The following is a 25,820-nucleotide window of genomic DNA, read 5'->3' as shown; positions in this document are numbered from 1 at the left end:
TAAGTAAAATCAATTAAGTAAGTATCAGTAAAGGATGAGTTATGAGTGAGGTCACGAGACGTAGTTTTCTTCAAACCAGTGCTGGTGCTGTTGCGGCCACTTCATTACTGAATAATACAGCCCGGGCTGACATCAATGGGAAAATTCGAGTCGCTGTGTTGGGAGTGAACGGCCGCGGTAGAACGCATATCAAGGCTGTCGGCAATATTGAAGGTGCTGACGTTGTGTTACTCTGTGATCCGGATAAACAAGTTCTCGAAAAACGTGCTGCCGAATTTGAGAAGAAGTATGGTCGCAAGGTCGAAACTGAGACCGATATGCGTAAAGTATTTGACCGGGATGACATTGATGTTGTTACAGTAGCTACTCCAAATCACTGGCATTCATTGGCGACGATTTGGGCATGCCAGGCCGGAAAAGATGTTTATGTTGAAAAACCAGGTTCACACAATTTATTCGAAGGTCGCAAAATGATGGAAGCGGCTGATAAGTATAAACGCATTGTGCAACATGGCGTACAACTTCGCAGCCAACCTGCAATTCAGGAAGCAGTCGAGCATCTTCGCAAAGGGACCATTGGTAAAGTTTATATGGCTCGTGGTCTCGTCTTCCGCTGGCGTCCTTCAATCGGAAAAAAGCCTGTTGAAAAAGTACCCTCCTATCTCGATTGGAACCTTTGGCAGGGACCTGCTCAGGAAACAGACTTTTCACGGCGTCTGGTGCACTATAATTGGCACTGGACCTGGGATTATGGCAATGGTGACGTAGGAAACCAGGGGGTTCACGAGACCGATATGTGCCTCTGGGGGTTGGATGTCAAACTACCTTCGCAAATTAATGCCATGGGAGGCAAGTTCCTGTGGGATGACGATAAAGAGACACCGGAACTTCTTACGACAAACTATTTTTATCCTGAAGAAAATAGAATGATTCAGTTTGAAGTACGTCCCTGGAATACGAATACCGAAGACGGAGCGACTGTGGGTAACATATTCTACGGATCGGAGGGTTATATGGTTGTTAAGGGATATAAATCTTATGAGACCTATCTGGGACGAAAACGGGAACCCGGGCCGAAGAAGAGCGGAGATGATCCCGTCGAAGCACACTTCACCAATTTTCTGGATGCTGTCCGATCACGGAAGGCTGAGACTTTGAATGGCCCTGTCGAAACAGCTCATACCAGTTCCGGCCTTGCTCATTTGGGTAACATTGCCTTTCGCTTGGGGCGTCAACTGAACTTCGATCCCAAAACAGAACAGTTTGTAGACGATCCAGAAGCAGACAAATACTTAACTCGCCAGTATCGTAAACCATTCGTGGTTCCCAACGAAGTCTAAACGATCGTGGCACGATCAATCAAATGAGATCAAAAAGATAAAAAGCGCATCGGAATGAATTTCCGGTGCGCTTTTTCTTGATACTTCAAAAAAGGCTGACCCACAGTGATGCAGGTCAGCCCCGTTCAAATTTCGTTAGGATCGAGGTGATCCTCACGAGTGGTGGTTGTCTCTGACAACCCGCCAGAAGTCGCTAAGTACAACCACCTTTCTGGCTACAACAATAACTGTCCACTCAATCACCTCCTTTTCTTAGATAAACTCCCTGTTTCATCATCGGTTTGTAGCTCCAATCTTGAATACAGGCTCTAGTCCTATCGCACTGCGTGGGTGCGATACATGATCTACACCCTATTTTTGCAAATCCCAAATTTGAGGCAATACCTTTTTAGTTCGAATCAGCTGAAATCCAGAGGGCCTGCAATAATCAAAAATCGTAACTTATTATAGAGGTGTAGGATAAGACTTTAGTGAGTCTCCTGATTTTTACAGGCAATCACCGTGTTTTCACTCTGGTTTTAGATTTGACCTGATTTCTTGTGTAGTGAAATTGTCATAAATAAAACATCGTGTATTCATTGACTACTGATCCTCGGGAGCCATATGCGGTTCGAAAATGGTACGCCCGGCTTTTTCTGCCTGCTTCACGGCTGAAACCGCTTCTTCGTACAAAGCCTGCTGACAGCGTACACGTTTTTTATCTTTACCCGGAGTGACGCGTTCGTAAACGCCATCGCTATTTAATACTCGACCTTTGGCATTATCGGCAAAATAACTGTTCAGAATTTTCACTAACTTTCGCTGACTTTTTTCTTCCTCAATCGGCACCAGTAACTCAACGCGTCGATCTAAGTTCCGAGGCATCCAATCGGCACTGGAGATCAGAACTCGTTCATCACCACCATGATAAAAATACAGAATTCGTGCATGCTCCAGAAACCGATCGATGATGCTAACGACTTCAATATTTTTGCTTAACTTGGAGACACCGGGGCGCAGACAGCAGATCCCGCGAATATTCAATTTGATTTTAACTCCGGCTTCTGAAGCTTGATACAATGCATCAATAATTTCTGGATCCACGAGTGAATTGACTTTTGCGATAATTCTTGCCTTCTGCCCTTGTTTCTTGCGTTCTGTTTCATGGTGGATCAGGTCAAGAATTTTGTCTCTCAAACCGATGGGGGCCGCTTCCAGTTTTTGATATTTTTGTGGCAGAGAATACCCTGTGATCGAATTAAAGAAGTTAATTGCATCAGATGCTAAAACTTCATCACAGGTGAAGTAACTGATATCGCTATATATTTTCGCAGTCGCGTCGTTATAGTTGCCTGTGCCAAAATGAATGTAACGCTGAATTCCATGCGGTTCACGGCGAATAATGCAGCAGATCTTCGCATGTGTTTTAAGCCCTTTTACACCATAAATGACCTGTACTCCGGCATGTTCCAGATTCTTAGCCCATTCAATATTCCGCGCTTCATCAAAACGAGCTTTGAGTTCAACAATTGCGGTCACATGTTTGCCTTGCTCAGCCGCACGAATCAATGCCGCTACGATCGGGCTATGTTTACTGGTTCGATAGAGAATCTGTTTGATGGCCAACACATCAGGATCAACGGCGGCTTCTTCGATTAGCCTGACAACTGGCTCAAAGCTTTCGTAAGGATGGCATAACAGGATATCCTGCCTTGAAATATTCTTGAACATGCTGATGCGAGGGTTCACATCCGGAGAGGGTTGAGGTGGCCAGGCTTGATCTTTCTGTGATTCAAATCCAGAGATATCAGTCAGTCTCATAAAAGCGGTCAGATCCAGGGGCCCGGGAATGCGGTAGACATTCTCATCGCGCACACTTAAGCCCCGTTCCAAAAATTCCAAGGTCTCAACCGAAACGTTTTCGGCGACTTCCAGACGGATACAATCTCCCTGCTTCCGCTGATCCAGCATATCCTCCATCTGATGCAATAGATCAGAAGCAAATTCATCTTGCAGACTGACATCTGCATTCTTTGTCACACGAAAGGGAATACTTTCCAAAACATGCTCACCCTGAAAATACTGTTCAATAAATAAACTGACCGCGTCTTCCATAGGTAAATACTGATACCCACCCTCGGAAGGGAGCGTAATAAATCGAAATTCTGTTCTACCGAAAGGGATAATGGCAAATCGATTTTGCTTGTTCTCACTGTTTTCAGCCGGTGCCAGTCGAACAATAATATTCAGCGTATGATTTACCAGATATGGAAACTCCATTTCTGGTGTTACTGCCATGGGGGTGAGTACGGGATAAATTTCATCTCGAAACACATGTTCGACAATTCGTCTCTGTGAGTCAGTCAGTTCCAGAGGATTCGCTCTTTGAAATCCGGCTTCTGAGAGAGGCGGCTCAATTTCATTCAATAAACATTGATACTGTTCAACCATCATATGATGAGCGCGTAAACTGATCGCTTTCAGGGTTTCACTGGGAGTCATTCCCGATGGATCCGGCGTTGTGTTGCCACTTGCCTGCAACAAATGGAGACCACCCACGCGGACCATAAAAAATTCGTCGAGGTTCGAACTGGTAATCGCCAGAAATTTTAATCGTTCCAGTAAGGGGATTGATGCATCATGGGCTTCATCCAGCACCCGTTGATTAAATTCAAGCCAGCTTAATTCTCGGTTAAGATATTTTGATGCTTTAGAGGCCATGTGCAACCTGTTGAAAAATCGAGTTGTAGATTTGCATTTTACGACTAAGCAGCCGCGAGAAACATCGCGTCTATTTCTTTTTCCTTAAGTGGACTTTGAGTCCAAAGACTTCTTCAAATAAAGGGCCTTTTTCCACTAATGCGATTTGTTCCAGAGAAACATCTTCCACATGTGGTATTGAAATAATCAACTGTCCTTCAACAATTTCACATTCAATTTCCTGGACACGCTGACTATAAGAATGATCCAGTGCATCGGCTACCCGCAAAATCGCAGCCATTTTTGCGATGGCAATCCGACTGACTCGATCTAATGTTGAATATCCTGGATGAGTCGCTTTAGGGGAAGCACGCCGATGATAGCGCGCGATTAATGAGACGAGTAACAAATCTGACTGTCCCAAACCAAACAGATTTCCGTTACTGATTAAATACATCGAGTGTTTATGATAGCCGCGTTGGTCCACATACATTCCAATCTCATGCAGTAGAGCGGCTGTATAGAGTAAGAGCCGATTTTTCAAATCAAGCTTATGTTCATTCTGTAGTGACTGAAAAAGAGTATCGGCCAAAAACGCAACATGTCGAGCATGCGTTTCATCAAAGTCAAAGCGTTTGCCAAAGTCTACCGTCGAACGAATCACTTGTCTGTTAAATTCGTCCGACCAGTTATTCTGATCTGCCATTTCTTTCAAGAGGCCATCACGAAAATTGGCTTTTGTTACATAAATATGTTTCAGTTGGTATGCTTCTGCCAGTTTTGTATATGCTAATAACGCAGGTCCCAGTGTTTCTGCATCTGTAAAGGAAAGGTGATAGTTTTGAACCAATTGGTCTTCATCTTTTTGTAGAATTTTGTTTGTGAATTTACTCAACTCAGAAACTTTGAGCCGATCTAGTTCATCAGCTGAATCATTGGGACCAGGAATTTCGTCTTCGGGTCGTAATTGAGATAGTGCAAATCGAACATCCCCGCCAAGTACGACTAGTTTGAGCGATTTATCACCGGGAACTTCATGAACAATTTGTTCGATCACACGCTCAATTTGATTCTCCATAATCGTACGTTCTTTGGACAAGGGAACGCGATACCCTTTCAGCATTTCACGCAGTCGTAATGCTCCGAGTCGATAGTTTTTGGAGAACAGCACGTCTCCATGTTGTACTAATAAAAGTTCAGTGGTTCCTCCCCCGATTTCAGTAACGATGGTTCGTGCTTCGTCCAAATTGGGTTTTGCAGTCAGGTAAGGCCGAATTCCCTGGTAGGTAATCCGGTTCACTTCGGCTTCATCCAGAGGTGCGACTTCAAAACCAGTCGCGATAAAAATTCGGTCGGTAAATGCAAGTCGATTGTCGGCTTCTCGAACAGCACTCGTGGCGACAACACGAATTTGATCATCGCGAGTAATCTGATATTCGTCCAACCTGCGTCGATAGCTTTTGAGAATTCGTACACACTCTTCCATTGTCGGTTTTTGAATATTACGGGTCTGAAAAGTATCTTCACCAAGTGTCACTGCTTGAGAAAGCCTCTCCAGTGTATTGACGCTGCCGTCTTCTTTAATTTCTGCGATGGCCATGCGAATGGCTCCCGTACCGATATCGATTACAGCGATCAATCGATTGGGAGCCGAATCTGGACGATTGGAACCGGCAGTCGTTTCGGCGAGTGGTGAATCTTTTGTGTTCATACTTTCGTTTCAATTCTCAACGATGGCGTTTCTTGAATCACTTTTTGTGCCCAAGCCGCGGCTCCCATCACAGTGGAGTCATCCCCTAATTGGGCGGCTACGACTTTAAACGAATCTTTAAATGTTGGCATCACTTTCTCACGAGTGGCTTCAGCGACTGCTGGTACTATCAGATCGGGCATGGCTTCGATCAATCCGCCTCCCAGAACAATTACTTCAGGCGAGAATGTATGCACCATATTCCCGGCAGCGATTCCGATATATTTTGCTGCACGTAAAATAATTTTTTTAACGCTTTCATCTCCTCCTTGAACTGCAGCAGCTAGGATTCCACTCCTGATATCAGAGAGATCGGTTCCTGCCAGCTCACGTAACTTAGGTGCATCACCACGATAAGCAGCCTGTGCCGCAGCTGCTGATATTGCCAGGCGACTGGCAAACACTTCCAGACATCCATACTGACCGCAGCCACATTCGGGGCCACTGGGTAAAACTTTAGTATGGCCAATTTCCATGCAGGAGCTTTTACTTCCCTGGACCAGTTGACCACGATAAACGGCCCCTCCTCCGATCCCCGTTCCGGGGAAGATACCCATTGAAGAAGTAGAATCTTTGGCCGCTCCAAAACGGTATTCACCGAAAACACCAGCATCGACATCGTTGCAAATGACAACGGGACAACCAAACTCTTTTTCCAGTACTTCTTTGACGGGAGCATCATACCAACCCAGATTGGGGGCTTCGAAGATAACCCCTTTTTTTAGATCCAATGGACCCGGGCAGCCGACGCCAATGCCCGCTAACCCCTCTGGCTTCAGATTGGCTTCTTCCAGAGCCTGATGGATTGTTTGCGCGATACGCTCCAAGCCAGATTCCACGCCTGAATGACCTTTGGTCTTTCTCCGTTTTCTGCCCAAAGTTTGGTATTCAGAATCGAAGATTTTTGCGAGCATTTTGGTCCCACCCAAATCAAAACCAGCCCAATATTGTTTACCGGCGTTAATTGAATCAGTAGACATGTATTACTTTTTCTATGTTAAGGATTTTGTCTTCACTCGAATCAAATTAACGGCATGGCTTTGTTCGTGTGTATGATGTGCCTTCGAGCTACCTCTAGTATACAGTAAAGCTCATATGTCGTGTATTCTGATGAATTTAGAACTTAATAAACAAGTAAGGAGTATGAATTTTTATAATCGTACCAATAATGTAGATTTGTATCAGAGATTATCCCTTTGAAACTCGCACACTCTAACAATTCAGCTCTTTCAATAGTTTAAGAGAATGCAGCACGCGGTTGACTTTTGAGACAGCCGCCGCTTGGATAAACTGTCTTTTTGCGAGCTTTCTCAACAGAGATCTCAAAAAACACCCCATACTATACATCAACTTACTACACCCCGGGATTCCTTCCATGTATTTCCAGTTTCCCTGTGAAAAATGTTCCAAGAAACTCAAAGTTCGTGACGAAAATATAGGCAAAAAGGTCCGATGTCCGTATTGCCACCATGCAATGTTAGTGAAACGGCCGGAAACACCAATGATTGACACGTCCGTTGATCTATCCTCTTCGAGTTCTTCCGGCCCTACTACAAAAACCTCAGGCAGCCGAGGCAGTAAGAAAGCCGCATCCAGTGGCTGGGCTGACGGAACCGAAGTCAGCCTTTCCAAAAGTGCTACAATTGCGCTTGTGACTTCAATCGCATTTTATGTGTTGATTTTTCCGATTCGGGGTTATTACCTGGGTGAACTCTTTCTAGACCGCGGATGGGTTCCGTTTGTGCTTGTGTTTCTGATGAGTTGGTCCGGTGCGATTCTGTTTCTAAAGTCTCGCAAGTTAGCCAAGCAAAAAGACTCGATGCTCTTTGATACACTGCCGATTGATATTTCAGAAGAAATTTCAGAAAAGACGGTCTCAAAATTCATTGAACATGTGAATGGACTTCCCGTTGATCCTCGTGAAAGTTTTTTGATCAATCGAGTCTTGCGAGGTTTAGAGCATTTTAGTGTTTTAGGAAGTAGTTCCGAAGTCTCCAGCCGATTACAGTCACAATCAGAAATTGACGCAACCGCCATTGATTCCAGTTATACCATGCTCAAAGTATTTATTTGGGCCATTCCGATCCTGGGATTCATTGGTACCGTGATGGGGATCAGTGAGTCTGTGGGAAGTTTCTCTGGATCCATGGATGCGGCTCAGGATATCTCTGTCTTGAAAGATTCTCTAAACGGTGTGACCGGTGGGTTGTCAACTGCCTTCGATACGACATTGGTCGCACTGGTGATGAGTATGCTCGTTATGTTTCCCAGTAGTTCGATGCAAAAATCGGAAGAAGATCTACTCAATTGGGTTGATGAATACTGCAACGAAAACCTGTTAAAGCGGCTTAAGGAAAGTGATCATGCCAGTAGTGGCTCTGAGAAAGATCATCGACGTCTGATTCAGCGAACGATAGATAAGGCAATGGCCGACCATCATGCAGAGCTACAAACCTGGACTCAGAAACTGGAAGGCATCGGCAGTACCCTGTCTCAGCAAGTTATGAAGTCCTGGGGCAAAATCGATGATAAAATTCGGACCCAACAGGAAGAACAACTCAATAAAACCCAACATGTCATTGAGAAGTTGACTGCAGAGCACAATTCTGTAATGGAACAAATGGAAGTAGTGCAAGCAAAAATGACGGAACTCCAGTCCGAGCAAGTTACTCAACTAGAAAAAATGAATGGCGATGCAAATGAGATGGCGCAAGCCGCAGAAGTACTTTCTCAGTCCTTCAATGGTGTGCAACAGGGGTTAAACGGGCTCAACACAGTTTTGGCTGACTTGGGAGAAAAGCAAGTGCTCATTCAGCAAGTAGAAGCACCTCGTAAAAAATGGGGGCTCTTCGGTAGTTCAAGGAAAGTACGATAGCGTGGCTAAAAAGAAGAAAAGCAATGAAGACGCGGTTTCATTGTTTCCGTTTCTGAGTATTCTGGCATGTGTGATCGGTGTGTTGACACTCATGATCACAGCGCTCGCGTTAAGTCAAATGGATAATCAGGACGATTCCTGGAAGCGTGCCGAAGAATTTGAACAACAACAGAAAAAAATTGAAGCGAAACAGGAAGAAATCGATCAGGTGAAAGACCAGATCGAAGATATTTCAAAATTGAACCGTGATTTGATTTTAGCCTTGGAAGAGTTAAAGAAACTCAAACAGGAAAAAAATAAAATACCGAATGAGATCAGCCCGGAGGAAAAAGTCAAACTACTGGCAGAGGCCAATCGTCTTGAAAAACGCATCGAAGAGATCAAAGACGATCCTATGGAGCTTCAGCAGGAAATTGATAAGCTCAAAAAGGAATTAAATAAACGGGAAAATCCTGTGGCCGCTGAGGTGAGAATTCAATCAGGTGGTACGGGAGTAGACCTGAAGCCAACATTTATTGAATGTACAAAAAACGGAATCGTCGTCCTGGATGGTCCTGCAAAGTCCTTACGAGTCCGTAGAGATGACCTAAGGAAAAGTCTACCGTTTGTTGAGCTGCTCGATAAAATCGGTGCGCAAAAGAAAGGGACTGTGATTTTTCTGGTTCGCCAGGATGCGGTTTACACTTATAACATTGCTTCAAGTGTAGCCCGTTCTCGCTATTGCCCGAATGGAAAATTACCAGTCGAAGGGAATGGAAAAATTGACTTGAGCAGGTTTAAAAACACTACTGGCTAAAGTTAAAGTAGAAGCTCAACAAAAAATCCCTGTCGATGAAGTTCGGCAGGGATTTTCTATTTCACTCGAATTCAAATTTGTGTCTATTTTTTCAAATCATAGCACATTAACACATCCTGCTCTCGCAGATAAAGTTTCCCACCACAGATGACAGGTTGTGCCCAGGCTTTGCCCAACACCTGGTCTGCTTTGAAGCTGCCTTTCAAGATGTATTCTTTGGGAGTCGCTTCAATTAAAGCTAAATCACCACTTTCATAGCGGAAAATCAAATTTCCATCGGCAAAAGAAATCGCAGCGGAGCCTGAACCTTCACCACGAATCCTTCCGCCCCAGACCACTTTGCCCGTTTTCAGATTAATACAGATCGGAAACCCTTTTCCATGTCCATGTCCGCAATAGATGTGACCATCGTGCAGAATCATGCCTCCATGATGGTTTTGCAACGTTTTGGCGTTCAGAAAATAAACTTCTTCTGCCTTGATGCCGTCTCCGTCTTTGGACAATTTTACCAGTGCACTGCCGGTTCCATATCCAGTTGAACAAAAAACATAATCTCCAGAGACGATCGGAGTTGGAATATTGGCAACTTTATTTGCAACAGGATTATAATTCCAAAGCAGTTTACCATCACTGGCACGCACGCCAATCAAACCTCTACCGGTGAGTTGGACATATTGTTTTACTCCGCCAGCATTGGAAATCACGATTGAGGAATAGCCGGCTCCATCTTTCCCTTTTTCTCCCAGGTCTGATACTGAAGTTTTCCAGACTTCTTTTCCTGTGGTTTTATCCAGGGCAACAATCATTGCATCTTCCCCGCCGGGAGTACACAAAACCAGATTGCCGTCTACCAGGGGAGATTCTGAAAAGCCCCAGCCAGACATCATTTTTCCATCCCACTCTTCTTCAAAGGTTTTCGTCCAGATAATTTCTCCATCGGCGACACTAAGACAAGAGATCGCACCATTCGTAGAAATCGCATACAGCCGATCTCCATCGATGGAAGGTGTGCAACGCGCACCGGGATAACCGTGCTTGGGGTTCGAATCAATGAGATTCGTTTTCCATAAAATTTTGCCATCATCGGTGTTGACTGCGATCACGGCCTGGCCTTCGGGAAGATTACCGGTTGTAAATAAACGGTTATCCTTAATCGAAACACTGGCATAACCTTTGCCTAAACCAGTGGCTGTCCAAACCAGCTTGGGGGGATGTTCATTCCAATCCTGAATGAGTCCTGTATCTGTGGAATGATTCTGGCGGTCTGGTCCTCTCCATTGTTTCCAGGACTTTGAGAGTTGAGTACGCTCGGCAGAATGAGATGACAATGTGAGTCCACTAACCAGCAAAGCTGCCAAAAGTAGGCGAACGGGCATCGAGTCAGTCATAGTGAATTAATCCTTTTGTGAGATCTTGGAGATCGGGTGGGTTGTTAAATTTGAGACCCATGTTGCTCGTTTCAGCTTGTGGAAGCTGAGCTATGGCCTCTCGGGGAATGACACAGATTCAATTCATTGTCAGTAATTATATGCGTCTGCACGAGTGGCTGCAATCAATGACTGAAAATTCCTGTACAAGATGCCAATGATCGTGGATCAGTCTGAGAAAATTAAAGAGAGCTGAGGGGGAAAATCAGTTTTTGGGGTCATCAGTGAACCAGCAATGCTACTCCACTTACTTTATAGACTTTGCTATCTGGCTCTGTAATTCATCTAGTGAAATTTCCGTGATGCGAAAGATTTTCAAGGACGTTGCTTCGCCTTTATATAGCTCGATTTGCGACCGTTTCAGTTTAAGGCCTTCATGAATGACTTTAAGCAAGGCTTTGTTTGCTTTTCCCTTCTCGGGGATCTGCGTCACACAGACCTTGAGCCGACCATCGTGTATACCGTCAATCTGATTCTTACTGGATCTGGGCTGAGCCTGAACAGGAAGTAGAACGGCCGTGCCGACCACCTCAAGCTTTACTTCTTCGGTCACGTTAATTTCTCAATATCCTGCTTATTATTTTAAGCCCTCGTATAGCGCACTACCTATGCGTACGAGAGTCGCCCCTTCTTCTATTGCGACTTCAAAATCTCCACTCATCCCCATCGAGAGCTCCTTCAATTGTATCTTTGCAGGTGAACTTGCCTGAAGTTGACTTCGCAATTCTGATAGTTCATGAAAAACAGGTCGTGCTAATTCTGGATCTTGATGATGAGGTGCCATTGTCATCAGGCCGTCTATACAGACATGTGATGCGGTATAAATCGATGCCCAATTAGCAAGGAGATCTGCTTTGCTAAAGCCTTTTTTATTCTCTTCACCGGCAAGATTCACTTCGATTAGAACATGTGGCTGTAATCCACATTCGGCGGCAATGCGATCAATGGTTGACAGCAACTTCAAAGAATCAACAGAGTGAATAAGGCTACTATTCAGAATTGTGCGTCTGACCTTATTGCGTTGCAGGGGGCCAATAAAATGCCAATGCAGATCATCTGGCAGCATGGCGGCACGCTCATTAAGTTGCTGAGTTCGGCTTTCACCTAAATGGGTACAGCCCAATTCAAGCAATATTTTCACCCATTCCATTTGGGCATATTTTGTAACGGCCACTAATGTTACCGATTCTGAATTGCGCTGGCAGCGTAAGCAGGCCGCTTTGATTCGACTTTGGATTTTTGAATAGTTATTTTGAATGATGCCGTTCAGGCCTTCCATTCCCGGGCTTTCCACTACTTAGGTTAAGACGTAACGTCTCATGAAGAGGTAGAACCAGATAAGACAATTCTGGTCGATTTCAACTAAGAACACGAGCAATGAAGCGGATTAAATAACCACTTTTCCAAGAAACTTGACTCCATACTCCCAGAACTTTTCTTCTTCAATTTCTTTTCGTCTCACAATTTCTGAACGAAACCAGCTCACCTGATCGTCGGTTACCGGAACTCCCACAAGAATTTCGGTCTGATGTATTGGAAAGGGATAGACGAATGAAAGACCAGATTGAGAAATTGAGCGAGACCAGACATTGACGGTATTGACACTACATTCATCAAAAGGTGTATTGTTTGAACTTGAAATAGGAACGTCGTTTGGAATTGAAATCATCACAATCCCACGAAAGTCCTTGCGTTCATGGACTCGTTTTTCTGAGTAATGGACGCTCATTCGCTTTTCCAAGTGGTCCAGCGAATCCAGAACGCGCGATAAAGCACGATTCTGTTTTTCAGAGTACTGATCCAGATTAAGAAGGCACATCAGCCGCGTGTTTAAAGGGCACATTGGCCAGCATCCACCTAAAAAATGAGAAATTGAAAACGATTAAATTTGAGTTGATTTAAACGAAGGTATGATTTGTATATCTCTGCATACAAAAAATATAGGTCGTATCAGAGTACAGTCAAATCCCTCCTTATACGAATTATTAAACAATCATCATTTATTGCATTAAGTAAATTATTTTAAACGCTGATATTTAAACAGTTTCCAGCGTACTCAAAAACTTTTTCAGACTGTCGACTTCTTCATTTAAGCACTCTACAAATTGCTCAGCAGCACCTGCATTTCCAGAATCGATAATCTCCTTTACAGCGTCTTTTAAACTTTGTGTGGGGGTATATAAATCTAATGATTTTCCAGCAGCAGTGGGGGCTCCCATTGCCATATCTTTTAATGTTTGTTCGAGTTCATCCTGGTCTAATGGCTTGAACATAATCTTGCCGACACCTAGTTCTTTCGCCAGCTTAAGTCGTTGGACATCTTTATCTTGAGAATTTTTTTGCATTCTCAAAGCAGTCATCAGAACAAACTGGGGAGGATCTAGTTCTCCTTCATCGGTAAATCGTTCTAGATTCTGTGCTTCTTGAAACAAGTCCACGCCATCCATACCACGCATCATCAAATCAGTCACGACAATGCTGATATCATTATCAGTTTTCAGGTAATTCAATGCTTCATATCCGGAAGTCGCCGAACAAGCGGAATAACCAAATTTTTCTATAAGTCGTGTATGGAAATGACAAGTATATCCAACATCATCAACTACTAAAATTTTCATAAGGGTTGCCTTTGGGTTTATCCTACATGCTGATGAGAAGCTGGAACGTTGTAACACTCTTGAGCCATCAATGCTTTTATTTCTAAAATCAATTGAGTGATTTCTTTTTCCAGTAAACAATATTTGCCTTGGGATTCTTCAATGTGATTGGATTTCCCATCATTTTCCAGTGATTGTAAAAGTAAATAGGGCTCCAGTTTTGTATAATTCCCCACTGTTCCTTTACACGCGTGAGCTGCCTCAGCTATAGCTTGAGCATCATTTTCTTCAATGGCCTGCTTAATTTCCTGCATCTGCTTGGATACGCAGCCCAAAAAAAGTTCGATCAATTCTGAGAGAAATTCAGTATCCCCCATTGCCATATCGAGTACTTGCTCCCGATTAATCAATCGCCAGCGCGCTCCTGTGAGTGATGGAGTTAAACTTGACATGTTTTAAAAGTCCTTTTGTAAATAAGCGTATCACTAAACCAAGGCCCAAAGCCGTTGAACGGACAGCGCTCCTAGCGAGCAGAGAAATAGAATGCAGGCCTGTTATCAAGATTAGTTTCTAATTTTGATGAAGGATTAAGATCATCGATAACTAATCCAGAAGGAGGGATGTACTGGTATCGATTGTGTGGACATTACTGATTGATGCAAATATGAGGAGGTCTGAAGCGAAGAAATCTTGTATGGTAACTAGAATTAATACAGCTATGATAGCACACAATTAGAGTTGAATATCCGATTAAATCATACATGAATATACAGTGACAACGCCGTGACTTAAATCTGAAAATCATCGGAGGAAACCGAGCGTTTCAGTTCATCAAGGACTTCTCGAACTTGTGCTTCCGGGATCTCTTTGAACACTTCGACGCGACCCAGACAAGTTGGAAGTACAAACCGTAGTTGCCCCCCTACTGTTTTCTTATCTAACTTCATACGATCGATAATGTCGTCATTGCTGAGCTGAGTTCCTTCGGGCAATAGTGTTGGCAAACCCAATGCCTGCAACAGATGAACTTGACGTTCTGTTTCCTGATGGGAGATTAAGTTCAGTTTTTCTGCTAGATAGCTGGCATAGATCATGCCAATGGAGACGGCTTCGCCATGCATTAGTTCTCCATAACCACAGAGGGCTTCAAATGCGTGTGCAAAGGTATGACCATAATTGAGTATGGCCCGTAGTCCGGTTCGCTCATGTTCGTCTTGTTCCACAACTTCAGCTTTGAGTTCACAACTACGGGCAATTACCTTGCGCAGCACCTCCGCAGAGCGTTGATTCAGCCCATCGATATTCTGTTCAAGATATTGAAAAAAACGTGCATCAAGAATCACACCATATTTAACAACTTCTGCCAAACCGCTACGATAATCACGATCTGGAAGTGTTTCGAGTGTTGAGGTATCGATGAAGACTCCCAATGGTTGGTAGAAAGCACCAATGAGGTTTTTGGCCTGAGGATGATTGACGCCCACTTTCCCTCCGACAGAACTATCGACGTGCGCTAACAGTGAGGTTGGGACTTGAACGAAAGGTAGCCCACGAACATAGGTTGCTGCTACAAATCCGGCTGCATCACCTATCACTCCACCCCCAACGGCAATCACGATTGTCTGTCGATCAGCCTTCATGGCTACCAGTCGATCATACAGGTCAGATATGACAGCCAGTGATTTGGATTTCTCTCCTGGTTCAATAACCGCAGTTTCCCATTTCCAGCCGCGCGTTTTCAGACTCTTTTCAACTTTAGAAGCATGCAATGTTGCAAGATTTTCGTCTGTTATGATCAGTGCCGATTTGTTTCCTTCTGCAACTGTATTTCGAAAAGCAGGATTATGATTCAACCAACTTTCCAGGGTTTCAGCGAACTGATCAAACCTGTCACTGACTACCGAAATGTGGTAACTCCGCGGTCCCAAAGCAACATTCACATCAATACAATCAGAATTATCAGGCACTATGTATCCTTCAGCGTTACAAAATCGGGGAAGTCAATAGGATAAAGCCGCAATCACTGTTTTTTCATTTCAGTGAATCATCAATTCTCTATCGTATCTTTGCAATGCTCTGAAGTCACGTCGGAAGATCCTAAAAACGAACTCCCAATCAGGTTTTTCATGGTGAGCGCGTGACAATTTTAAATCGATTGCTAAAATTATTCTGAACATGACCAAACCAATCGACAGTCAGATTGAGTCGATGCAGGATCTGGTTCCCGTTTTAAGCCAAAGCGAAGGATTCGCAGCAGTTGTTGCAGCCCTCCAATCAGGTCAGAGTGGGACGATTGACGGAGCCTGGGGAGGATCGTGCGCGCTGACTGCTGCGGCAATTGCCGAATCTCTAAAATCCCCCTTACTAATCGTACTTCCGCGCTTGGGAGAAATTGATGAATTTGCGGGTGACTTTGCCAGTTTTCTGGGAAGAATTCCTGAAATATTTCCGGCCTGGGAGACCTTACCGGGTGAGTATGATGTAGCCGATTCGGTCTTTGGAGGGCGCTTGCGTGTACTCAATCAGTTAGGACAGGCAGATACCCATACGGTCCAAAAGCCGCTTGTGATGGTGTCTTCCTTCCCTGCTCTTCTACAACCGGTTCCTAGCCAAAGTGAACGGCGCGAAGCCACCCGTACTATCAAGGTCGGAGACGAAATTGATACCGATGCTTTTATGAGCTGGCTCATTGAACGCGGTTTCGAACGAACCACTGCGATCGAACTCCCTGGGGAATTCAGTATGCATGGTGGGATTCTCGATATTTTTTCTCCTGATGCCACACTTCCCATTCGTATCGAATTTTTTGGTGATGAAGTCGAATCGATCAGACGGTTTGATGTAGAAACGCAGCGAACAGTTGAAACCTGCCAACAAGTCGATCTCATTCTGGTTTCACCCGTGTCATCTGATCAGAAACGTTCACAACATCGGACAGTGGTGGCTCAGAGTGAAGAAGAACCGGTAGCAGAAAACCTGTTGGATAACTTGCCTGCCGATACTCGCATTGTGTTAATTGAACTTCCCGAACTGATCGAAGAAGGTAAACGTTATCTGGAACGTCTTGAAAATCCGCGTGGACTATTCAGTGTACCAGCGACTTTGTCTCGTTGCACTGATTTTCCTTCTGTGACAATTGCTCCGATTTCGGCTGAATCGACTGAGGTATCTTGCCATTTGCAGATTGAATCGATCGAACGGTTTACACGCGCCAAGTCCGAAATGATCGAAGAGCTGAACTCGATTACTGGGGTTCAGGATCGAATTCTGATTTGCTGTCATAATCAGGGTGAAGAAGATCGTTTGCAGGAAATACTAGGTGAGTCTGATCTCGATATCACCGATCGCATTACGACTTGTATCGGAAATCTGGCATTAGGTTTTCGGATAGTGCCCGAACATCTTGTCGTTCTCAGTGACCATGAACTCTTCGGACGAGCTGACATCAGACATAAACCCAGAAAGCGAAAAGTCGAAAGTCGGGCGATCGACAGCTTCCTGGATTTAAATGTGGGGGACTTTGTCGTTCATTTGTCACATGGTATTGCACGTTTCAAAGGGCTTGAACTGCTTGAAAAAGAGGGACATCGCGAAGAACATCTTTCTTTAGAATTTCGTGACAAAGTGCAGATGTATGTTCCCGTGTCTCTGGTTCATTTGGTGCAAAAATATATTGGTGGTGGAAAACATATACCACAGCTTTCGAAACTAGGAACCAAAGGCTGGGCTAATAAAAAAGAAAAAGCAGCGCAAGCCGTTCGAGATATGGCCAGCGACATGTTGCGATTGCAGGCAATGCGGTCTGCACAACCAGGGCTGGCGTATCCCCTCGATAGTCATTGGCAAAAAGAATTTGAGGCTTCGTTTCCCTACACGGAAACAGAAGACCAATTGCATGCGATCAATGATGTGCGACTCGATATGGAACGGCCTCAACCCATGGATCGTCTCATCTGTGGTGATGTCGGTTATGGCAAAACAGAAGTTGCTATTCGGGCCGCCTTTAAAGCCATCGATGCAGGTAAGCAAGTTGCTGTTCTGGTCCCTACGACAGTTTTAGCCGAACAGCATACCCGCACTTTCAGTGAGCGCATGGCCGATTATCCGATCACAATTGAAGGCCTGTCTCGTTTCAAAACCAAAAAAGAACAGAGAATCATTCTTGAAGGGATGGCCTCCGGTAGTGTTGACCTGGTTATTGGAACGCACCGCTTAATTCAGAAAGATATTAAATTTAAAGATTTGGGATTGTTGATCATTGATGAAGAACAACGCTTTGGTGTAGAGGCGAAGGAAATGCTGAAACACCTTAGATTGCAAATTGAAGTGCTGACTCTTAGTGCGACACCGGTACCTCGTACACTACATATGTCTTTATTAGGGATACGTGATATTTCTAATTTGACGACAGCCCCCCGTGATCGCGTTCCCATCGAAACCAGAATCACTCGCTTCGATCCCGAACTGATTCGGCATGCGATGGTCCGTGAACTGAATCGAAATGGGCAGGTTTACTTTGTGCACAACCGTGTTCATGATCTTAAGACTTACGCAGATCGAATCCAGCAGATAGTTCCCGAAGCTAACATTGGCATTGGTCATGGGCAAATGAAAGAATCAGAGCTTGAAACGGCAATGCTCGACTTTGTTTCAGGAAAAAACGATATCTTCGTTTGCACGACCATCGTAGAGAGTGGGCTTGATATTCCAAATGCGAATACGATTTTCATTCACGATGCCGGGAATTATGGACTATCTGATCTACATCAGTTAAGGGGACGCGTTGGTCGATCACATCATAGAGCTTACTGTTATCTATTGCTCCGCGATGGTCAGATATTGACTCCTGTTGCCGCCAAGCGACTCAAAGCCATTGAGGAATACAGCGAGCTCGGTGCCGGCTTCAAAATTGCCATGCGTGATCTAGAGATTCGAGGAGCCGGTAATATTTTGGGGACGGAGCAGAGTGGGCACATCGCCGCTGTTGGCTATGAACTTTATTGTCAACTTTTAGAGAATGCTTGCAAAAAACTGAAAAATGAGCCCATTCGGGAACATCACCATGTCGCCATTGATTTACCTTGTACTGCATTCCTCCCCTCGGATTTCATTCCTCCTGGCCGAATCAAAATTGAAATTTACCGAAAATTGTCAGCGGTTCGCTCACTTGAAGAACTTTCCGAGCTGGAAGAGGAAATCCAGGACCGATTTGGGAATATTCCCAATCCTGCATGTAACTTAATTCTTTTAAAGGAATTACAGATCCTGGCGCAACTCTGGCAAGTTGACAGTATTCGGCTGGAAGATCATTTTGCGGTTTTGGGTTATCGGGATAAAAATCATATGCTCGCTTTGGTAAAAAGTAATCAAAATCGAATACCTATTCGCATCGTAGATCATAAGTCGGCATATATTCCACTACCTAGTTCTGCCGTAAATGTTGAAGCGGTCATGCAAGAGCTCAAATCGGTATTGCAACAAAGTTTTGATCTGACCTATAATCCCGCACCATCGCCCTGATAGGTCGAAAAAACGAGTTTTTTAAGTCGTTTGCTTCCTGGATGGATGATATCGATTTAGTAATGATTTGTTTCCCTCCCTTACAATTCCTTTGTAATTTGACTTATTACTGAATCTTATTTTTAAAGTCTCTCTAATTCCCGGAAAATTAATTCGTTCATCGACTGCAGGATGCTATTAATGCGCTACGCGCAATTATATTTTTTGTTTGTTGTTTCAATGAGCCTAGTAGGTTGCGAGACTACCCCTAAGGTAGACAATCCTGTTCTGGGGCCGCCACCTCCACGTCTGGAGTCTGCTCTCAAGCAACAAAAGCTAAAGCAGTCCGAGTATGCTAATAGAACTCCCGATAGAAAAAATCTCCTGTCGGGAGATTTTGAAGACTCAGAAAATCCCTTTGAAACTCGTATCATCACGGCTTCAACGACCTCATCCAGCATCTCCTCCGAGAGTTCGCCTGAAGATTCTGAAGAACCTCTGACTGACAGCACTGTGGTTGCGATGGTCAATGGATCTCCCCTTTTTGTGTCAGATGTCATTGGAGTTTATGATTTTCAACTCCAGCAGGCTGAACAGAGAATGCCACCTGAAGAATACCAAAAATTGCGACGTGCCCTCATTAAACGTGACCTGAAAGGGCATATTGAGCGTCAATTATTGATCCATGAAATGAAAAGTACTCTTAAAAAAGAACAGTTGGAAATGCTTCAGGAACACTTGGAAACCGCATTTGAAGAAGAGCGAATTCCTGAACTACAAAAACAATTGAAAGTAAATTCTTCTCAGGAGTTGGAAGAAATATTGAACAATCAAGGTCGTTCAATTTATTCTGAAAAAGAACTTTTTATGAAACAGCAATCAGCTATCCAGTTTATGGCAGTCAAAGCGAAGGCGACTAACGATTTCAGTCGTGAAGAAGTTCTTGCTCGCTATAAGGCAAATATTGAAGATTATGCAGTACCATCCAAAGTCCGTTGGCAACGTATTCGAATTTCATTCAAAAAGCACGGCGGTAAGGAAAAAGCCATTGCTGTACTGCATGAAGTGATCCATAAACATCAGGCAGGTGAAGATTTTGGTGAGTTAGCCAAACAATATTCAGATGGAACACGCGCTGAGAAGAACGGTCAATGGGGATGGACTCGCAGTGGGAGTCTGGCCGAGCCAGACATTGAAAAGGCGCTATTCGAGTTACCTGTAGGACAAGTCAGCCAGGTATTTGAAACACCAAATTCCTATCAAATTGTAAAAGTTAATGGTCGTAAAGAGGCTGGATATACTCCTTTTGCTGATGTGCAGGGGAAACTCGAACAAACGATGATTACAGAAGCGCGTATGAAAGCGACAAAGGAAATTTTGGACTCTTTATATGCGAAAGCCGTGATCGAAACGAAATTTAAAATCGAAGATGAAAATGTAAAACCTACAAATAGCGAAGCTCATTAAACCAAAAACATGAGCACAAATTTAAGATCTACCTTATAAATGACAGCCTGAAAAAATAATTTGAAAACTATGCAAATTTTTTTGAAATATTTGTCATAACCATATTGACCTGATTAGCACAAATCAATTATTACCCGCACTCACTTCTCTCAATTCTTAAATACAATTCTACTACTCATATCTCTCACTACCATTTGTTAGTTTTGTCGACTGACAAATATTAATAAGACATCTCGTATTTCTAAAATCCTGATTGGCTGTACAAAATTCGTATGGTACTAAATTGGGATTTCAGATTAAAATTCCTACCCACACTAGATAGCGAATTGGAAGTCATGATGACTCCTCAAAAAAAACATAATCAAAGTTGGTGTTCTGGCTTGAAGGAGGGACCTACATTGGGCAAGGCATTTGGAGTACTAGCCTGTACGACGCTGATCGCAGCGTCAATGTGGCTGGCCAATCTTGGCAACACGACCAGGAAGGTCGCTGCTGACGTTGAGAAGAATGGTCAACCGATCTCTGGGCGTCAACAACGCTCAGCTCGTTACTATTTGAGTCTTGGGACTCAATATTACGAGAGAGGACAATTCGCTGAAGCAGTAGAAGTGCTGGAAAAAGCTTCTGTTTCTCCAGGACGATTGTCATCTGCAGAATTTCGAAAGATGAACGAGTACCTTGGTCGTGCTCGTCAGCGAGCGGCAGCTCCTCATAAGAAACAGATCGTACGAGCACAGTCGCCTACCTCCGATACAGGATTTTCTACCAACGTTTCAAATCGAAGTGGAAAGTCTCCTGCAGAGATGAAGCAACTTGCCCGCCAATTGCTGCAGTCTGCTAGGGAAGACATTAAGCTGAATGCATTTGCCAAGGCTCGCCAAAAAGCAAGTCAGGTTGTCTCCATGCGTTTGGAATATGGTCCTTTTGATGAACGCCCGGAACAAGTTCTGGCTGCAATTGCGCGTGCAGAACAACGCAATCAAAAAGATTCACCCATTCAACAGGCTGGTGGATTTTCAAATCAGAACTCACATGTTGTTCAAGTTGCGAATGAAGAATCAACAAACGGCAATGCTTTTGGAAATCCCTTTGATGGAAGTCAAACTCAAAATTTAACAGAAAAGCAACAAGCGACAGCACTCTTGAAGCAAGCACGACAGGCATTGAATGCAGGTCACTATGATGATGCCCGCACGCTTGCTATCCAGGCTCAGGACTATGATATTGCTTATAAACTGTTCGATGAACGGCCTCAACACATTCTGGCTGAAATCGAACGAAAAACCGGTGCTAAAATTTTTGCCGGTCAATCTAAACGGTCAATGCCAATTGCTCAGGCTTCACCTAACGGTTCTGACAAAGACCGAGCCGCTCAATTACTAAAACAGTCACGCGCTGAGCTACAATCAGGTCGCTATGACTCGGCCCGTGAACTAGCGCTTCAAGCAAGTCAGCTTGAAGTTGCCTATCGATTATTCGATGATCGACCAGAGTTGGTACTCGATGAAATCAAGCGTGCCCAGGCAGGCAGTGGTTCTTTGGCAGCAGCCAATACTGGCCGCTCTGCAGTGACTGTTCCAGAGGGATCACCTAAAGCACAGGCAACAGAACTACTGCGACTTGCGCGACTGGATATTAAAAAGCGAAACTTTGATAATGCCCGTCAGAAAGTGAGTCAGGTACAGCAAATGCAAGTCTCTTACGACTTGTTTGATGACCGACCAGAATTGGTACTTGCCGCTATCGATCGAATTTCTGATGAAGCAGCCACTAGTTCCGGCATCAAAGGTTTGCAACAAAATCAAGACGCGGTACGTCCCCGTATCAATCGTTTGATGGAACGGGCACAGGTTGCCTTGCAACAAGGGAATAAAGATGAAGCTTTGATGCTTGCTTCATCGGCTCAAAAACTTGCTCAGACTCTCAGAGTGAAATTTTCACCTGGCAGTGAATCTCCGGCTGAATTCATCCAACGTGTTGGTATCAGCTCTGAGACTAGGTTGAATCCGGGAACCACTCAATCTACTAAAGGTAATTCCAACCCCGAGTATGCACGACAATTGATTGCATCTGCTCGTGAAGATCTTGCCAACAACAGAGTGGAAGAAGCACGACAAAAAGCGGAAGCAGCACAAAAGATTGATACTGCTTATACTCTGTTTGAAGATCGTCCTGAACAGGTTCTGGCAGACATTCGCAAGATGGCAGGTCAACCTGGTGGGCTCTCTCGTGAACAGCTTTATGCTGCAGAGAAAGAACGTAAGAAGCAGTTTTCACAGAAACTAATCGCTCAGGCAAGAACTGATATCAAAGCAAGACGTTTTGAGTCTGCTCGTGTCAATGCTCAGGAAGCATTGAAGGTCGGTGCGGAATTCAAACCAGGTGAAGACAGTCCTCAGGCGATCCTGAGAGATCTGGAAAGTAACTTTGGAGCAGAGCCTGCTCAAGTCGCTCAAATGAAAAACAATGAGGCAAGTGAAATCGCCGTGATTCACCCTGGTGCTTCAGCATTAGAGCTTTACAACCTTGGAATGCAGCGGTTGGGTGAAGGGAACCGGAGCAGCGCTTATCAGGCGTTTCTAGCTGCTTATCAGTCTGGTGAAAAACTCGATACTCACCGTGCACAACAGCTTCAAGATGCTGTTCGCGAGTTGGCTCCCTCTCGTGCTGAGAATATTCGACTGGTTAAGAGTCAGACGTCAGCGGTTGACCCAACTGACATGAAAGAACCAAGTACAATTGATCTGGTGCAACAGAAACAGGCCATTCAATTCAGTCGTCTGCGATCTGAAGTTCTCAATGCGATTTTCAAAGCAGAAAGAATGCGTGAATCTGCTCCAACGGAAGCTTTGGGAGTGATTGACGAGACGATGTCCAAAGTGGAAAGTTCCAACCTCGATAAAAAATCGATGACGACACTCATTGGTTCTTTACAACGGACGCGTGAATCGATTGATTCTTTCCGCAAACAGGTTGCTCCTCTGGAAGAGTTGAAAAAACGTAACCAGGAAGTGAAAGACCATTACAATAAAGAAATCAAAACCAGAATTCGTGTCGAGCAAGAAGTTGCTGACCTGGTTCAGAAGTTTAATGAATTGATCGATCAGCGACGTTATGCAGAAGCTGAAGTCGTTGCCAAACAGGCTAAAGATCTTGATCCACAAAACCCTGTTACAGTAACAATGGAGTGGAAGGCACGATTCATTCGACGAGAAGAATCAAATAATGCGATGCGTGAACGCAAAGAGCAGAACGTTTGGAATCAGCTCAATGATGTCGAAGAAGCATTAGCCGACGCCTATACACCTGACATTAAATTTGGTCATGATGCTAAGGAATGGGCAGAACTAACAAAACGTCGCGATAAATATCATGCAAAAAATCATACGCAGAAAACCGAAAAAGAGCTCCAGATTGAAGAAAGCTTGGATCGTCCAGTGAATCTTCAATTTGAAAGTGAGTCTCTGGCAGAGGTGATGAACAAGATTCAGACGTTAACTGGAATCAATATTTTCCTCGATACTCAGGGATTAGAAGAAGAAGGTGTTACAACTGATGCTCCCGTTACGATAAACGTGAATGGTATCAAGTTGAGAAGTGCACTCAATCTACTCCTGGAACCATTGAACCTCTCTTATACAATTGACAATGAAGTTCTGAAAATTACCAGCCGAATTCGTCAACAGGGAACTTTGAAGACAGAAACTTATCCAGTAGCAGACCTTGTGGTTCCGATTCCCAATTTTGCTTCAAATGGAAGTATGGCAAGTAACCCATACAGCCAGATGGGGGCAGTAAGTTATGGATCAGGCTTCGGAGGAAATCAAGCGGCACCTGGGAACTTCCAGGTAGCCGACCCTGTCATGGGTGGAATCCCCGGTGGCCCTAATCCTTGGGATAACAATGGATCTACTGCTCAGGTAGCCGGTGGTGGTTCAAATATTGACTTTGATTCTCTTACGGAATTGATTGTCTCCACTGTAGAACCCGATTCCTGGGAAGAAATTGGTGGTGCCGGTAGTGTGCGACCTTTTGAAACAACTTTAAGTTTGGTAATTCGTCAAACGCAAAAAGTTCATGACGAAATTGCCAACCTGCTTGAGCAGTTAAGAAGATTACAGGACCTGCAAGTCACGATTGAAGTCCGATTTGTTACCGTTTCCGATCGATTCTTCGAGCGTATCGGTGTCGATTTTGACTTTAATGTTCAGGATACTGTTGGAGGTCCTACCATTGATGACAACGGAAACGCTGTCCCCGCCTTCGGTCAAGTAGATCTTTTAGGAAATGCAAACCAGGGCGGACAGAATCAACAAGGTGGCCAACAAGCACAACAAGGTCAAACGACGACGGGCCAGACGGGTGGACCGGGAGTTGCCCCCTTTAGTAATCCGCCCACACGAACGCTGCTCAACTTTGATACTTGGCCTAAAAAAGGTACGATTGCCGGGTTGAGTTCACCAGAATCATTTACACCAGACCTGGACGTTCAATTCCGACAGGGATCATTTGAAATCGGTGTACCGGAATTTGGTAGCTTCAATGCGAACGCAGGTGTGAATGTTGGTTTGGCAATTCTGAGTGACATCGAAGCCTTCTTCTTCATCAATGCCGCTCAGGCAGATGAACGATCAAACCTGTTGTTTGCTCCTAAAGTGACACTGTTTAATGGTCAGGTTGCCTTTGTGACTAGTAACGTATCACGTCCGTTTGTGATCAGTCTGGTTCCAACCGTAGGTGACTTTGCTGTCGGATTCACACCTATCATTGCAAACATTCCTGAAGGGGTTTCTCTGACAGTCTCAGCCGTGATCTCAGCAGACAGACGATATGTAAGACTTTCTGTTAATCCGAACTTTACCAATGTTACAGACGTCTTCACCTTCTCCTTCCAGGGAGGCACAGGTGGCATTGGTCAGCAAGGTCAACAAGGTCAGCAAGGACAACAAGGTGGCCAGCTTGGTCAACAAGGTGGCGGTAACTTTGGTAATGGTGTCGGTGCAGGTCTTGGTGGTATTGGTGGTGTCGGAGGCCAGGGTGGCGTCGGCGGTCAGCAAGGACAACAAGGTCAGCAAGGACAACAAGGGCAACAGGGACAACAAGGTGGTGGCTTAGGTACAACCACAATTCAGCAGCCCGTTGTTGAACAGGTTACTGTAACTACAACTGTCAGTGTGCCCGATGGTGGTACTGTGCTTCTCGGTGGTGTAAAACGACTCCGTGAAGGTCGCAGCATGGCGGGTGTACCAATTCTGAACAAGCTTCCTTACATCAGTCGTCTGTTTAAGAATACAGGTGTCGGACGTGAAACGGAAAGCTTGATGATGATGGTCACTCCCAGAATCATCATTCAGGAAGAAGAGGAGGAAGCACTCCTCGGATACTAAATA

Annotated in this window: 16 protein-coding genes; 6 read left to right on the top strand and 10 right to left on the bottom strand. The window is 44.5% G+C overall.

Annotation, left to right across the window (positions count from 1 at the left end; all coding sequences use genetic code 11):
• The first annotated feature begins 41 nt into the window (after window positions 1-41).
• Window positions 42-1,340, top strand: a complete 1,299-nt coding sequence (locus tag V202x_RS07590) for a Gfo/Idh/MocA family protein (protein WP_145172669.1) — start codon at window positions 42-44, stop codon at window positions 1,338-1,340.
• 582 nt (window positions 1,341-1,922) lie between these two features.
• Here V202x_RS07590 and ppk1 read toward each other — a convergent pair.
• The 3 genes from ppk1 to V202x_RS07575 all read right to left on the bottom strand — a co-directional run bounded on the left by ppk1 (window position 1,923) and on the right by V202x_RS07575 (window position 6,749).
• Window positions 1,923-4,040: a polyphosphate kinase 1 gene (ppk1, locus tag V202x_RS07585; protein WP_145172667.1), complete on the bottom strand. Its 2,118-nt coding sequence runs from the start codon at window positions 4,038-4,040 to the stop codon at window positions 1,923-1,925.
• A gap of 70 nt (window positions 4,041-4,110) precedes the next feature.
• Complete coding sequence (locus tag V202x_RS07580) at window positions 4,111-5,730, bottom strand: HD domain-containing protein (RefSeq protein WP_145172665.1); 1,620 nt, start codon at window positions 5,728-5,730, stop codon at window positions 4,111-4,113.
• Complete coding sequence (locus V202x_RS07575; protein ID WP_145172663.1) at window positions 5,727-6,749, bottom strand: ROK family protein; 1,023 nt, start codon at window positions 6,747-6,749, stop codon at window positions 5,727-5,729. Before V202x_RS07575 ends, V202x_RS07580 begins: the two co-directional genes overlap by 4 nt.
• Window positions 6,750-7,270: 521 nt before the next feature.
• On the opposite strand from V202x_RS07575, the gene V202x_RS07570 reads away from it, so the two are divergent.
• Together V202x_RS07570 and V202x_RS07565 are read left to right on the top strand one after the other, a co-directional pair.
• A complete protein-coding gene (locus V202x_RS07570) occupies window positions 7,271-8,644 on the top strand; it encodes a MotA/TolQ/ExbB proton channel family protein (protein WP_197993276.1) in 1,374 nt (457 codons plus the stop codon).
• A 1-nt stretch (window position 8,645) separates the two neighbouring features.
• A complete protein-coding gene (locus tag V202x_RS07565) occupies window positions 8,646-9,440 on the top strand; it encodes a hypothetical protein (protein WP_145172659.1) in 795 nt (264 codons plus the stop codon).
• A gap of 83 nt (window positions 9,441-9,523) precedes the next feature.
• On the opposite strand, the gene V202x_RS07560 is transcribed toward V202x_RS07565, so the two are convergent.
• The 7 genes from V202x_RS07560 to aroB all read right to left on the bottom strand — a co-directional run bounded on the left by V202x_RS07560 (window position 9,524) and on the right by aroB (window position 15,431).
• Window positions 9,524-10,828 (bottom strand): PQQ-binding-like beta-propeller repeat protein, encoded by a 1,305-nt coding sequence (locus V202x_RS07560; RefSeq protein WP_232098903.1) that lies wholly within the window; start codon window positions 10,826-10,828, stop codon window positions 9,524-9,526.
• A gap of 286 nt (window positions 10,829-11,114) precedes the next feature.
• On the bottom strand, window positions 11,115-11,420 hold the full coding sequence (locus V202x_RS07555; RefSeq protein WP_197993275.1) for a DUF167 domain-containing protein: 306 nt from the start codon (window positions 11,418-11,420) through the stop codon (window positions 11,115-11,117).
• Between the two features lie 24 nt (window positions 11,421-11,444).
• On the bottom strand, window positions 11,445-12,146 hold the full coding sequence (locus V202x_RS07550) for a YggS family pyridoxal phosphate-dependent enzyme (RefSeq protein WP_145172655.1): 702 nt from the start codon (window positions 12,144-12,146) through the stop codon (window positions 11,445-11,447).
• Window positions 12,147-12,254: 108 nt separating this feature from the next.
• Window positions 12,255-12,710 (bottom strand): PilZ domain-containing protein, encoded by a 456-nt coding sequence (locus V202x_RS07545; protein WP_145172653.1) that lies wholly within the window; start codon window positions 12,708-12,710, stop codon window positions 12,255-12,257.
• 193 nt (window positions 12,711-12,903) lie between these two features.
• Window positions 12,904-13,485 (bottom strand): response regulator, encoded by a 582-nt coding sequence (locus tag V202x_RS07540; protein WP_145172651.1) that lies wholly within the window; start codon window positions 13,483-13,485, stop codon window positions 12,904-12,906.
• Between the two features lie 17 nt (window positions 13,486-13,502).
• Window positions 13,503-13,916 (bottom strand): Hpt domain-containing protein, encoded by a 414-nt coding sequence (locus tag V202x_RS07535; protein ID WP_145172649.1) that lies wholly within the window; start codon window positions 13,914-13,916, stop codon window positions 13,503-13,505.
• A gap of 336 nt (window positions 13,917-14,252) precedes the next feature.
• Entirely contained in the window at window positions 14,253-15,431 is a 1,179-nt protein-coding gene (aroB, locus tag V202x_RS07530) for a 3-dehydroquinate synthase (RefSeq protein WP_232098902.1), read from the bottom strand.
• Window positions 15,432-15,639: 208 nt separating this feature from the next.
• Here aroB and mfd point away from each other — a divergent pair, with 208 nt between their 5' ends.
• The 3 genes from mfd to V202x_RS27410 all read left to right on the top strand — a co-directional run bounded on the left by mfd (window position 15,640) and on the right by V202x_RS27410 (window position 25,817).
• The gene (gene mfd / locus V202x_RS07525) at window positions 15,640-18,984 is read left to right on the top strand and encodes a transcription-repair coupling factor (RefSeq protein ID WP_145172647.1); all 3,345 of its coding nucleotides are present in this window, start codon (window positions 15,640-15,642) and stop codon (window positions 18,982-18,984) included.
• A 180-nt stretch (window positions 18,985-19,164) separates the two neighbouring features.
• On the top strand, window positions 19,165-20,430 hold the full coding sequence (locus tag V202x_RS07520) for a peptidylprolyl isomerase (protein ID WP_197993274.1): 1,266 nt from the start codon (window positions 19,165-19,167) through the stop codon (window positions 20,428-20,430).
• 335 nt (window positions 20,431-20,765) lie between these two features.
• Window positions 20,766-25,817 carry a hypothetical protein gene (locus tag V202x_RS27410; protein ID WP_197993273.1) on the top strand — a complete coding sequence of 1,684 codons (5,052 nt, stop codon included), beginning with the start codon at window positions 20,766-20,768 and terminating at the stop codon, window positions 25,815-25,817.
• The last annotated feature ends 3 nt before the right edge of the window (window positions 25,818-25,820 follow it).

It is taken from the genome of Gimesia aquarii (genome assembly GCF_007748175.1).
GTDB classification, from domain to species: Bacteria; Planctomycetota; Planctomycetia; order Planctomycetales; family Planctomycetaceae; genus Gimesia; species Gimesia aquarii_A.
This window is presented reverse-complemented; position numbering and strand designations above follow the sequence as displayed.

Bases quoted from the DNA above. Each gene is read 5' to 3' on its own strand.
- V202x_RS07590 (WP_145172669.1), top strand. From the start codon at position 42: ATGAGTGAGGTCACGAGACGTAGTTTTCTTCAAACCAGTGCTGGTGCT.
- ppk1 (WP_145172667.1), bottom strand. From the start codon at position 4,040: ATGGCCTCTAAAGCATCAAAATATCTTAACCGAGAATTAAGCTGGCTT.
- V202x_RS07580 (WP_145172665.1), bottom strand. From the start codon at position 5,730: ATGAACACAAAAGATTCACCACTCGCCGAAACGACTGCCGGTTCCAAT.
- V202x_RS07575 (WP_145172663.1), bottom strand. From the start codon at position 6,749: ATGTCTACTGATTCAATTAACGCCGGTAAACAATATTGGGCTGGTTTT.
- V202x_RS07570 (WP_197993276.1), top strand. From the start codon at position 7,271: ATGATTGACACGTCCGTTGATCTATCCTCTTCGAGTTCTTCCGGCCCT.
- V202x_RS07560 (WP_232098903.1), bottom strand. From the start codon at position 10,828: ATGACTGACTCGATGCCCGTTCGCCTACTTTTGGCAGCTTTGCTGGTT.
- V202x_RS07550 (WP_145172655.1), bottom strand. From the start codon at position 12,146: ATGGAAGGCCTGAACGGCATCATTCAAAATAACTATTCAAAAATCCAA.
- V202x_RS07545 (WP_145172653.1), bottom strand. From the start codon at position 12,710: ATGTGCCCTTTAAACACGCGGCTGATGTGCCTTCTTAATCTGGATCAG.
- V202x_RS07540 (WP_145172651.1), bottom strand. From the start codon at position 13,485: ATGAAAATTTTAGTAGTTGATGATGTTGGATATACTTGTCATTTCCAT.
- V202x_RS07535 (WP_145172649.1), bottom strand. From the start codon at position 13,916: ATGTCAAGTTTAACTCCATCACTCACAGGAGCGCGCTGGCGATTGATT.
- mfd (WP_145172647.1), top strand. From the start codon at position 15,640: ATGACCAAACCAATCGACAGTCAGATTGAGTCGATGCAGGATCTGGTT.
- V202x_RS07520 (WP_197993274.1), top strand. From the start codon at position 19,165: ATGCGCTACGCGCAATTATATTTTTTGTTTGTTGTTTCAATGAGCCTA.
- V202x_RS27410 (WP_197993273.1), top strand. From the start codon at position 20,766: ATGATGACTCCTCAAAAAAAACATAATCAAAGTTGGTGTTCTGGCTTG.